Annotated in this window: 11 protein-coding genes; all 11 read right to left on the bottom strand. The window is 39.8% G+C overall.

Translation table 11 applies throughout. The features are described 5' to 3' along the window. Positions 1–96: 96 nt before the first annotated feature. A complete protein-coding gene (gene map / locus V7161_RS04695) occupies positions 97–837 on the bottom strand; it encodes a type I methionyl aminopeptidase (RefSeq protein WP_335442665.1) in 741 nt (246 codons plus the stop codon). Between the two features lie 122 nt (positions 838–959). Beyond that, positions 960–1,640 carry a YdeI/OmpD-associated family protein gene (locus V7161_RS04690; RefSeq protein ID WP_335442664.1) on the bottom strand — a complete coding sequence of 227 codons (681 nt, stop codon included), beginning with the start codon at positions 1,638–1,640 and terminating at the stop codon, positions 960–962. A gap of 83 nt (positions 1,641–1,723) precedes the next feature. Beyond that, the gene (locus tag V7161_RS04685; protein WP_335442662.1) at positions 1,724–3,049 is read right to left on the bottom strand and encodes an MDR family MFS transporter; all 1,326 of its coding nucleotides are present in this window, start codon (positions 3,047–3,049) and stop codon (positions 1,724–1,726) included. A 194-nt stretch (positions 3,050–3,243) separates the two neighbouring features. Next, positions 3,244–4,920, bottom strand: coding sequence for a SpoIID/LytB domain-containing protein (locus tag V7161_RS04680; RefSeq protein ID WP_335442660.1), 1,677 nt, complete (start codon positions 4,918–4,920; stop codon positions 3,244–3,246). A 104-nt stretch (positions 4,921–5,024) separates the two neighbouring features. Beyond that, positions 5,025–5,294: an aspartyl-phosphate phosphatase Spo0E family protein gene (locus V7161_RS04675; protein ID WP_335442658.1), complete on the bottom strand. Its 270-nt coding sequence runs from the start codon at positions 5,292–5,294 to the stop codon at positions 5,025–5,027. 225 nt (positions 5,295–5,519) lie between these two features. After that, positions 5,520–6,761: an ATP-binding protein gene (locus V7161_RS04670; protein ID WP_335442656.1), complete on the bottom strand. Its 1,242-nt coding sequence runs from the start codon at positions 6,759–6,761 to the stop codon at positions 5,520–5,522. A gap of 175 nt (positions 6,762–6,936) precedes the next feature. Then, complete coding sequence (locus V7161_RS04665) at positions 6,937–7,803, bottom strand: proline iminopeptidase-family hydrolase (protein ID WP_335442654.1); 867 nt, start codon at positions 7,801–7,803, stop codon at positions 6,937–6,939. Further along, positions 7,796–8,455 (bottom strand): Type 1 glutamine amidotransferase-like domain-containing protein, encoded by a 660-nt coding sequence (locus V7161_RS04660; RefSeq protein ID WP_335442652.1) that lies wholly within the window; start codon positions 8,453–8,455, stop codon positions 7,796–7,798. Before V7161_RS04660 ends, V7161_RS04665 begins: the two co-directional genes overlap by 8 nt. Before the next feature lie 14 nt (positions 8,456–8,469). Further along, a complete protein-coding gene (locus V7161_RS04655; protein WP_335442650.1) occupies positions 8,470–9,297 on the bottom strand; it encodes a hypothetical protein in 828 nt (275 codons plus the stop codon). Between the two features lie 122 nt (positions 9,298–9,419). Next, positions 9,420–10,538 (bottom strand): NADH-dependent flavin oxidoreductase, encoded by a 1,119-nt coding sequence (locus V7161_RS04650; protein WP_335442648.1) that lies wholly within the window; start codon positions 10,536–10,538, stop codon positions 9,420–9,422. A 245-nt stretch (positions 10,539–10,783) separates the two neighbouring features. After that, on the bottom strand, positions 10,784–12,538 hold the full coding sequence (locus V7161_RS04645) for an AAA family ATPase (protein WP_335442646.1): 1,755 nt from the start codon (positions 12,536–12,538) through the stop codon (positions 10,784–10,786). Positions 12,539–12,652: the final 114 nt, after the last annotated feature.

The following is a 12,652-nucleotide window of genomic DNA, read 5'->3' as shown; positions in this document are numbered from 1 at the left end:
TTTCGGTCAATGAACTAAGCTTTCATTTACCGATGTAGGTCTTTTTCCGTCTTCTCGGTAAATGAATCGAGTTTTTTCATATTAATAAGAAACTAATTATTGTGTAATAATAATTGGTCCGTCTTTCGTAAGGATCAATGTATGTTCAATCTGAGCGACAAAGCTTTTTTCAGTTGCATAAGTCCAGTCATCGTCTTTTTGAAACACTTCTTCTTCCTCAGTAGAGATAAAAGGTTCGAAGGCAATGACCATCCCCTCTTTTAGCAGCTCATCATCCCATGGTTCATAATAATTGTAAACATGGTCCGGTGCTTCATGAATCCTGCGGCCAATTCCATGCCCTGTTAGGTTCTTAATAACGGTTAACCCATGTTGTTTAGCAGTTTGGTGGACGGCTTTGCCGATTCCGCTTTTTTTAGCTCCTGGTCTTGCTTTCTTTAGACCAGCTTCAAAAGCTAATTTTGCCACATCACAAATTTTCTGCAAAATGTCATTCCCTTCACCGACTACAAAGGAGATGCCGGTGTCAGCGAAATAACCGTTTTTAGAACCCGAAACATCGATATTAACAAGGTCACCTTCTTGAATAACCCGATGACCAGGAATACCATGTGCCACCTCATCATTGACACTTATACAGGTAAAACCAGGGAAATCGTATTCTCCTTTTGGAGCAGAAATAGCACCTGCTTTTTCAAAAAGCTCACCAGCGATATCATCTAATTCTTTAGTCGTAATGCCCGGCTTCGTTTGAACAACCATTTCATCCCTTATGGATGCCACAATTTTACCAATTTCCTTTAAACTTTTAAAATCTTCTTCTGTCTTTGCAATCATTGTCTACTACCTACTCTTTATTTTAATTTTATCATTTTAATATTTTACCTTTAGTTGAGTGAAAAATCCAAGAAAAAAACAATGAAAAATGGCCTCTCTCATTTCAAAGGCCATTTTTCATCTTAATTCCGCTTACTTTGGCGATATAATTCCATGGATTTAAAACCATCTCCCAAAACGGTTTCCATTTCGAGCAGGCGTTTTTCCTGGGTTTCTTTTCTTTTGGCACTGTATACATACCGTGCCCAATCCTTTTGATAGCCAGGAGTTAGATCATTATAAAAATTTAATAGATCCTCTTTATGGTTTAAATACTGCTTAATGTCTTCCACATTATTAATATAGTCATCCACACATTGACTAGCCTTTGAGCTTGCCGCTTTTTTTGCTTTCATTGGTTCGGATTTCAATCCTACCACCGTGAACACATCATTTAAGCTCACCATTCTTGCGAACTTAATATCACTTCCGGAAACATAGCCAGCTTCATCCACACCAATGCCAGGAAATATACTATCGCGCTCTATGTATTCCTTATACGTTGGATTTCCTTTTTTCGGATAAGCAAAGAACAAATATCCTTTATCCTTCAATAGTTTCTTTTCAATCACAAGCTTTATTTGCTTGGAAAACTCTTCTAAGCTGAAGACAAAGAAAAAGCACATATCGTATTGTTCTTTTTGAATGGACGAATCGAATTCAAGATCATTAAAATCGCTCACAGCTTCTGGCAGGCCAAGTATGAGCTTCGTCGGATATTTTGCAAGATTCAACTTATCAACAATCGTTTTTTGCGAATTCATTTTCATTGCTCCCTTAGTCTCTATTTCCTATAGTATAAATTTAAAAACCCGCCCTCGTCTACAACGGAAGGCGGGTTTTCATCTTAATTTTCTCTTAAAGCAGCTGTTTTGGCTGGAATGAAGAAGCTTAATAAGACCGTTACCAAACTTAAACATAATGCATATAGAAAGACGTTTTTCATGCCGATTGAAATGCTGGCCGCTTGGTTAATAAGGAGGCCCATGATGGTTACCCCAATTGAGGTCCCGATGTTTCTTAAGAACATTTGCAAGGAAGTTGATACCCCTTTAATACCCGCGTCAGCAAATTCCTGAGAGGCAATGGTACCAACTGCAAATAATAAGCCAAAGGATACCCCTTGGACGGTCAAAATTAGAAACATCCCTAAGTAGGATAGTTCATTAAGGAATAAAAATAATGCCAGTCCTGATAAAGCCGTGATAAAGCTTCCAATGATAAATAAATTTTTATAACCGAACCGGATAATCCATTTGCCAGCCGGTGTGCTTCCAAACATCCAGCCGATGGCAATACTTAATAGAATCAGCCCGCTTTTATAAATGCTCATGTGGTTTCCTTCTTGCAAATACAGAGGAATAAAGTTGGATGTTCCGAAAAAGGAAAGACAGTAGACCAACATAAAAAGATTGGACATGAGGATTCCCTTGTTTTTAAACAACGAAACAGGAAGAAATGGATGTTTCTCTTTCTTTTCTACAAAAACAAAGACAATCAATCCAATAAATCCAATGATCACGTACCAAAGGGCATGGCTGACATTTGTGGCCAGCAATAACAGGGAGATTGAGATCCCGAACAGGAAAAAGCCTTTAAAGTCGATATAGGTCTTCTTAAATTCAGATTGTTCCTGATAAGGTATTAAACACAGCACGGTGGCAATACCTATTGGAATATTGATGAAGAAAATCCATCTCCAAGATAATGCTTCAACAAAAAAAGAACCTAGAACAGGACCGACAATAGAGGATATTGCCCAAATACTGCTAAAAACAGCCTGAATTCTCCCTCGTGTTTCGATGGTAAATAAATCTCCAACAATGATGATGGAGAGTGGAATCATCCCGCCGGCCCCTAAGCCCTGAATACCTCTAAAAATGATCAGCATTACCATAGAGTTTGCCATGCCGCAAAGAATCGACCCCAGAGTAAATAAGCCGACCGCGAGCATTAACAGCTTTTTCCGTCCGTACATATCTGAAAGTTTTCCGTATAGTGGAACGGTAACGGTGCTTGCCAGCATATAAACGACAAATATCCAGGCGAATAACTCCATACCGCCAAGCTGCTTCACGATGGTCGGGCTTGCCGTTTGCATGATGTTGGCATCGAGGGCCGAAATAAGGGTCGTTATTACTAAACCCCAGAACACATATTTATTTTTGTTCATAAAACCTCCTGCAAAAAAGACCTGTTGATTTTTAACTACCTATTTTTTACAATACTTCACCTATTTATCATTATAGCAAAATGGGAATCTATTTATCTATTCTTTTTAAAATTAGCTGTTGATTTGCGCTCCAATCAACATAGTTCCAAAATAAAAAATTCCAATAAAAAAAGGCTGAAGGAATTCAGCCGTGATTACCTGATTAAATACCCGCTCGTATGGAATTGATACCATTTTCCTGCAATATATTGACGGTTTTGAACCATTTCGCCGCTTTTTGATAAATAGTAGGTTTTTCCTTTATCCTTGATCCAGCCGGTTGCCATTGCACCTGTGGAAGTTAAGTAGTACCATTTATTTTTGTCCTTAAGCCATCCAGTCGCCATTTCTCCAGTTGGCTTCAAGTAATACCATTTCGCGCCGATAGACTTCCAGCCTGTTTGCATTTCACCATTGCCATTTAAATAATACCACTGGCTGGCATTCTTTAACCATCCTGTTGCCATTGAACCTTTTGGATTAAAAAAGTACCACTTCCCATGGTCCTTTACCCAGCCAGTTCGATTGCTGCCTTGCACCGCATATGAAGGTCCGTACATGTTTACAATGGAAATCCCGTTATAATAAAATTTTAAAATTTCATCGTAAGTTTTCCCGGCATCGGCCATGTTTTTGGCGCCCCATTGACTCATGCCGACACCATGGCCATCACCTAATCCCTTGACAGAAAACGTTTCATTATCAGATTTAAATTGAGTCACTAAATAACTCCACATTGCACGATTCCCAATTATGGAGCGGACTTTTGATGCATTTACATCGGCTATGGCTAGACGCTTGAGAATTAATTTTCCATCGGCATCCACGATATCTTTTTCTAAAAACTCGACCGTAATGCTCCCCTTATTTACTCTGCCGCCAGAACCAGCAGCATATAAAGAAAATTCAGGGATAGCCGTGATTTTAATTTCATTATTTGCATAACCATTGGCATTTAACCACATTTTAATATTAGATGTAATCGTCTGATCTGCTTCTTTCGCTGTGGACCACCATTCAGAAGATTTTGCTAAATCAAGAGAGGATATATCCATTTGACTTTTATGAAGAATAAAGCTCCAAACTGTTTTGGGGTCATAAGGGTCTTGCTTGATAGCTAAATAAGGAACGAGTGCAGTCCCCCAGGCATTAGCGTTATTCTCAGTCCGTCCGCCGTTGCTTGCAGAATATACCGCATTGATTAACCGTCCGTTATACTCAGCAACCTGTCCCTTCGTCTCATCAACAGCTTTTGACGTATTCGTCGTCCAATTGTAGCCGCCGTATACTTGATAAGCGATCGTATCATCAATAACACCACGAGTACTGTAGCTCATCGCATACGTTCTTGCCGCCACAGCCTGCGTTTTCAGTGCTTCAACATTCCATGAAGGATACATTTCAATGGGCACAACACCTTTTAAATAATCCTCCATGAATACAGAATTAATCGGACGAACATATCGGTTATTTTCCACCTCAAAATCAAAACTGCCAAGGTAGATGCGATTATTGATGGAAAGCTGTGAATTTGGCTTTACAGGTTTAGCCGATAAAACATTAGAAGAATAAAGAAGAACGCCATCGTTATATAAAGAGATTTTTCCATTTTCCTGTTTTAGTAGATAACTATTACCGGAAATTAACTTTATTTTCTGGTCACTCGTAAGATAATCTCCATTTGGTTTTAGTGTAATTTCTGATTTGTTGCCTAAATAATTAATCAACTTCACTTTAACGATTGGTTCTGCCTGCTCGGCAAAAATCTTATTATGAGGAACCATTGGAACAATGATTGTAAAAATAATCACATATAGCAGGACTTTTTTCAATCTATTTTCCCCTCCGAAACTATTAATAGTACCAAGTGCTAGGATTATCATAAATTAATAGTTCAGAAGTCCTCAATGGAATATTATTTCCAAATATAAATCCTTTAAACTTGAAAGTAACGAATGTATGAACTGCACCCTAACATTAAAAGCTTAAATGTGCATTCATTTAAGAAAAGTATAAATTCATGATATTGTTGGATGGGATTAAAACGGTTTGGCCGCAATTTTAATCGATTATATTCGTTAATCATATCGTCTAGTTCCTGGCTGCAGAGAATTGTTTCTTCGCATTGGAGTCCTTTTGCCAAACCTATTTTTATCATCTCGTCTCTTTTCTTGTTTATTGCCTTTTCTAACTGTTCCTCTCTCATAACAAAAATACACCTCAGAAAAAATATGTAATAATTTCGAATACTGTAAACAATTGACGCAAAATGTATTATATCACGTTATCGAATTAGTAGAATCGTTTCGCTAAAACAAGCTAAAAAAAGACGGGATTCCAATATTTTCGACCTTTTCATACAACGAACTACCGAAATCGACATCTTCTTGCAAAAAAAAAGAATCTCCAGTCCTTGAAGATTCTTTTTGAGCTATGAATAGCTGTATTCCTTTTTCAGCAATGGCTGTGTTATCGTCGGCAAAACGATTTCAATTGTTGTGCCTTGATTTATTTCACTTTGGATCAAAAGCTGGCCATTATGACTTTCAATAATCCGGAAACAGGTCATTAAACCGAGACCTGTTCCTTTTTCTTTGGTCGTATAAAAAGGCTCACCAAGAGTGGCGATCCTCTCAATAGGAATACCTACCCCTTGATCAGTAATTTTTATCGAAATATTTCCTTCTTCTCTTTCCTTCACCTTCACAAAAATATTACCGCCATCCGGCATAGCTTCAATAGCATTTTTTAAAAGATTTAAAAATACTTGCTTTAACTGGTTTTCCTCACAGCTGATTGTCGGAATCACCCCTTCAAAATCGACGAAGATTTCCACACTGTTTAATATGGATTGGGTGTTCATTAAGGTGATGACATCCTTAATCAAAACCGTTACATCTTTTTCAATAAAAACAGCCGCGGTTGGTTTTGCCAAAAAAAGAAATTCCCCAACAATCGAATTGATTCGTTCAAGCTCTGCTAAAACTATATCAAAATACTCATCCTGCTGCTGATTGGCCTTAAATAGCTGGATAAAACCCTTGATAGAAGTAAGTGGATTACGGATTTCATGGGCAATCCCGGCGGCCATTTGTCCTAATAATGCCAGTTTCTCAGACTTTTGTAACAAACGGTCTGTTTGCTCTTTTCGATCGGTTATGTCCTTCCCAATCGACAGAAGCGCATCTTTGCCGCCAAATACGATATTCATTGAAGAAGCCTCAAAATAAAATATCGTTCCGTCGAGCCGCCGTGCTTTGTATACAATCGTATTGACCGGCTGTTTTGCTTTTTTAATTTGCTTATATCGCTCCAATAAACGTTCCTTATATTCAGGAACAATGAAATCCATAATGGTTTTTCCAAACAATTCTTCTATATTCTTTGCACGAGCCATGGATAATGCAGCTTGATTTACATAGATAAATTTATGGTCTTGGGTAATATAAACCGGTTCAGGTAAGGAATCTATCAATTTCTTGTAACTTTCCTCACTGTCACGAGCTTTTTTTCCCAAGTAGCGAGCTTTATCATATTGCCATCCGACCACCCAGGCGATTGCGGTAAAAATTAAAAAATCAAGCGTGAAAAAGGGATGATGTTCGAAGAATCTTTGATATATTGAAAAAAGGATTGAAATGGATACTAAAGAGATTTGACCCATGTGTTTCATTGCATTGCCCCTTATATAGGAAAATTGTCTTATAACACATTTCGGCATAATCCTATATATTCCTTCTTCTAAATCTATTTTTCTTATTAATAATAGCAAAATAATAATAGATGCGAATTATCTTTTTTAAAAAGGAAAAATCCACCATGATGGATTGGTGGATTTTTTGTAAATTTTAGTCGACTGAATTCAGGAACTCTCCTATCACTTCCAAAAATTCCTTCGGCTCTTCGACATACGGCATATGAGCACTGTTTTCAAACATGTGAAATTTGCCATTATTTGTCAGTCTGCTAAAATACTCAGTTGATTCCGGAGTCGCTTCATCAAAGCGACCGCACGTGAACAAAGTGGGACAAGTGATTTCCTTTAATTGGGAAGAACAATCAAAATTTTTCAAGTTTCCTAGTACTGTGAATTCAGACGGTCCCCACATAATATTGTATACTTCTGGATTGCGATATTGGGAGCCTTGTTTCAGCCAGTCTGGATACGGATCCATTCTGTTTACAAAGTTTTTATTAAACACAAGCGTTGCTTCATGATATTCCTTAGAATCTGTCATTCCCGATTCTTCACAGCGTAAAATGGTTTCTTGGATCTCTTGCGGCAGCTTTTTCAGGTTCCGCCGCTGATCTTCCTCCCACAAAGGTGCGCTAAGGCAGGGACTTGAAAAAATAACACTTTTCACGCCGCTTGGCTTTGTTAAACAATAAGCTGCAGCAAGCGTCGTCCCCCATGAATGACCTAAAATATGTACTTCATTTAAGTTAAGGGCACCTCTGATTTGGGCTAATTCCTCGACAAACCGTTCAAGTTTCCATAATGTACTGTCCGTTGGCCTCTCCGACCTGCCACAACCAAGTTGATCATAAAAAATAACTGGACGATCCTGTGCCAAAGCTTTTAACCCTTGGAGTGAATAACACGAGGACCCTGGTCCTCCGTGTAAAATGATGACTGGTGTCCCAGCGCCTCTTTTATTGTAAATTTCATACCAAACCTTGCCGCCTGTTACTTCAATAAATCCTTCTTCATGCATGATGTGAACCCCCTTCAATGATTTTTCCATTACGAATTTCATTAATCTTCCCATAAAACTCGATATGATCACCTGTAATGATAATACCATCACCGTCATTACAGGTATAAATTGTCTTCTGTTTAGAATACGCCAAAAGTTCCGGCAACTGGTTCTTTTGTGTATTCCAGTGCGGCATAAACTCAAACTCTATTAAATTTAAAGCGTTTAATTGTTCCAAGTGAACGAAATTTTCATCTATGTATGATGCGATTTTTATCGTCTTTGACATCAAAAGGCTTCCGGCACTCACACCAATCAATAGTTTCCCATTGATTGCCATCTCATTTAGTTTTCCCAGCAAGTTTCTCTTTTGTAAGTTTTTTAAAAAATAGAAGGTATTCCCGCCGGATAAGTAGAGGCCATCACAGCTTTCGAGCTCTCGCAGCAAGGTTTCGTCATACTCCTCATCTACATCAAAATAAAGGAACTCGTTTATATCTAAAGAACGAAAATATTTCTTTGCCGCAGCAAAGTATTTCTTTTCTTTATCTGACTGGGAGGGAAAATATCCTAGTTTAAATGATTTCACTAAGATAAGCTCTTTAATCCGCTCTTCTAACTGAAGATTATTTTTCTTGGAAAAATCACTTAATAATACTAAATTTAACAATTTTCTATCCTCTCTTACAATCCTTTTTTTATTTGATAAAGTATATAACTTACTACCAAGGTAAACAGCGAAAAAAGGAAAGCAATCCCCGATAAGGCCAGGACATACGCATTATATTCCGCCAGTTTGAGGATTAGCCGGTAGCTGTCTAAATGGAACAGGCCTGAAACAAGGTTAAACAAAACCAATAAAAAGAAGATCGTCAACAGTCCTTTTGCCGAGCCTTGGATATCCGATTTACTCAGAGCAATATGGGAAGAAATACTGATAGCAATAACTAAAAAGATCCAAAAAAGCGGGTTGATGAAATTTTCTATGGTAAAAAGACTTTTACTAATCGCTAATATGGCTCCCACTATTGATTTAATAACATTTAAATCCAACTTTTCAAGTGAAACATGCTCACGAAGCTGCTGTTGAAAGGTTTTAAAGGATTGAGGCACGAACAGATACATCCCCAATATCAACGAACCGATTCCACTAAAAATAGGGCCTAAACCTATAAAAAAATTCCCCACCTGCTGATACATGCTGTTTCGGTTATATTGATGCTCGACAAATCCAAGGACGCCATTCGAACTGTTCAACTGAAGTAGTTTGACCCTCGTAACCCGATGTCCCCACAGGAAGCACTGGATAAGATGACCGATTTCATGAATGGGGGTCCCAATCCATGCCGTTACCAACACTCCTTTTGGCCCAAAAGTTCTAATCAGAAAAGTATTAGAATACTTTTCGGTAATCCCTAACAAAAGACCAGCCGCAATAATGCTGCCTACTAAATAAAAAAGTTCTATAACACTAAGCAGCAAGGTATGGATAAAAGATAATAGGATGTCCATCTCTATTGGTCCTTTCGATGATATTTTTCCTATTTACCCATGCTATACCAAATTCACTAAAATATTCATTAACCATTTTATCACAAAAAAAAGCATCTAAATCTGCAGATGCTTTTCGAAAATTATACACCTGGAAACCATCCAGGGGTATGGATAATGGCTTGCCAAAGTGGATCTGGAACGACAAGTTCATTTTGTTTAGTTTTGTCTATTTTGGTTATAATCTCATTTTCCTTGCCTTCAGAAATCTTTTGTACCCAATCCGGATCCATAATGATTTCGCGCCCAAGTGCAAGTAAAGGAATCCCTGTTTCAAGTGCTTTTAGTGCTTCATCCGCCGTACGAATCGAGCCTACACCGATAACAGGAATATGAGAGCCGACTCGCTCTTGAATAATTTCAATTCGTGAACGCGTATCCTCAATGCCTCTTCTCGGTGTGGACCAAAAATCATTTAGCGATACATGCAAATAATCAAGATCTTTTTCCGAAAGTGCATCTATTAAATACAATGTATCAGCCATGGTAATTCCGGGTGTTTCCGGTTCTTCTGGTGAAAAGCGGTACCCTGTAATAAATGAATCATTGGCATACTTCGCAGCAACACTCTTTACCTCGTCCACTACTGCCAATGGGAAGTTCAGACGTTTATCAAGACTTCCACCCCAGCGGTCTTCACGACGGTTGGAATGAGGGGAGAAAAATTGTTGAATAAGATACCCATTTGCCCCATGGATTTCAACACCATCAAAGCCAGATTCAATCGCCCGGCGAGTTGTTTCTCCAAAGTCCCGGATTATTGCCTCTACCTCTTGTTCAGATAATTCTCTAGGAACAGGCTTTCCTTCACCTTCAGCAGGAATGCTGCTCGCACTGACGACATCGCCGTTTACTAACTCAGGCGGAACTTGGCGTCCGCCATGAAAAATTTGCAAAATCGCTTTTGATCCCTTTTCTTTTATCGCAGATGCGAGCCTTTTAAGACTTGGAATAAGCTCATCCCGATCCCCGCCGAACTCTCCATGAAAACCTTTGCCATTAGCGGTTACATATGTACAAGCCGTAATGACCATTCCTACCCCCGCTGAACGCCTTGCATAATATTTAACCTCGGCATCGGAAACAGTACCATCCTGATTAGATGAAAAATTGGTCATCGGTGCCATAACAATCCGATTCTTTAAAGTTATTCCATTCGAAAGCGTAAATGGTTGGAATATAGGTGCATATTTAGAATTCATTGAACTTCCCCTCCATATTTCAAGAAATAACGAGTTTGCTAATTAACAACTCCTTGTTTCTATCTAATTATTGACCATCTGCCCCATTTGGCGTTACTCTTCGAATATGGTCCTTTTCAAAGTTGTTTTTACGAGCCTTGTTTACCTTTTTTATTTTGCTTCTTTTACATAAAAATACTCTTCCTTTCTGTTATCGAAAACAACAACGAAAAACCTCGTATATTAACGAGGCTAATCGGTTCTGTTTATTTTGTTTCCTCTGTCTCATCTGTCCCTTCGTCTACTGTATTACTATTGGTAAACCCTATAACAGGTGGATCCTCGAAATATTCGAGGGTTGCTACCTTTCTTGGTTCTGGTCTGGTTTGGCCATACAGGCGCACATAAAGCTCTTCGATTTCCTCACCCGTTAAATCGCCTCGCTTTAATAATTCCCCAGCAATCGAATGGACGAAATCGGCGTGCTCATTGACAAGCTGCTTAACCTGTTTCATCTGGTCCTTCAATAAGAGATTGATTTTAGGACGTAATGCGCGAAGTCCATCGATTCGGGTTCCTAACGCGAGCCAGCTGAACAATTCATCGCCCATGCCGACCATACCAAGGTAGGCACCTGCTATCATCGTGGCCTGCTGGAGATCGGACGTAACCCCGTTTAATTTCTTGCCAAGGAATTCCTCTTCTACTGCTCTCGCAGCCAAACAAACTTGAATTTCAGCGAGCATTTCGCTGTCACTTCGGTTATATCGCTCTTCGGTCGGCTTAGTAGCGGCAAGACCAAGCGCACCGCCGCGGCGGATAATTGTGACCTTCCAAACTCGTTCGTGGGGCTTCAATAGATACTGTGCCACCGCATGCCCTGCCTCATGATAGGCGACGTTCCGCTTCTCATCCTCCATCATAGAGCTTAACGGCTGTTTAAGCCCCCACTCATAGGTTTCCATCGCAGCCCGGAAGTCCTCATAACTGGCTAGCTGGGCGCCACGCTGGTGGGCGATGACGACAGACTCATTGACAATATGTTTGATTTGCGCTGGACTATAGCCGATTGTGTCAAGAGCGGCCTTCTCAGAGGTCAGCGATGAATCAATTTTTACTTTTTTAAGATAGTATTGGAAAACATCTACCCGGCCATCATAGTCAGGGGAGTCGACCCAAAGTTTGCGGTCAAAGCGGCCCGGCCGGAGCAATGCCTGGTCGAGGACATCAGGAAGGTTAGTCGCGCCTATCGTTAGAACGGCTGGGCGCTCTGCTACTTTTTTCCGTAACCCCAGTGAGCGAAGAAACTTAGCGATTTTGGAGTTATCGATGTTCGGAGGGTCCATTTGTAAAAGCAGTTCATTCAGCAAACCGGCTCCTCCCATTCCAGCCATGCCCATCAGACCTGCACCTGCTCCGCCTCCGCCTCCGCCCTGACGGCTCATCCCGATGGCATCAATTTCATCGATAAAAATTATACAGGCACCATATATATCTGCGAGCTTTCTGGCTTTCTTGTAGAGGCCCATTACTTTAAGGTTACCTACGCCAAAGAACATATTTTGAAAACTTGGGGCTGAAGCATAGGCAAAGGGTACCTGTGCTTCGTTGGCGATTACTTGAGCCAAATAGGACTTCCCGGTGCCTGGCGGGCCGCATAGGAGTAAGCCTCTGATAGCTTCGCCACCCATATCTTTAAACTCTTTTACACCCCTAAGAAGGGTAACAATCCTTCTGGCATTTTCCACAATTTCTGGATTGCCCCGATAGTCGTCCCAGGTTGTACCGGTCTCACCAGGCAAGATCCAGTACGTTCGCCCCCGGGCCAGAAACCAGAAGAGTGCAACAAACTGTATGATCATAAATAACATTGCGAATAGCAATTGAAATAAAAAGCTGATGATTGTCAAGGCGACCGACCAATAGGAAGGTCCTCCCTTCACCAATATCACGCCAATAAATATGATAAAGGCGAGCCAGAGCAGGAATTTGCGCCACTTTATCCACTTATGACTCTTCATGGTCCCACTTCCATTTCGGAAAATTTGGAATATTATATGAAGAAACAGCCTAAAGGTGTAAGCAGTAATATCTTAAAATCGAGATTTTTTTGGAATTTTATTTTCAAAGCACAG

The organism is Neobacillus drentensis, from assembly GCF_036965425.1.
GTDB lineage: Bacteria > Bacillota > Bacilli > Bacillales > Cytobacillaceae > Neobacillus > Neobacillus drentensis_F.
The sequence above is the reverse complement of the archived record's forward strand: the minus strand, read 5'-3'. Positions and strand labels throughout refer to the sequence as shown.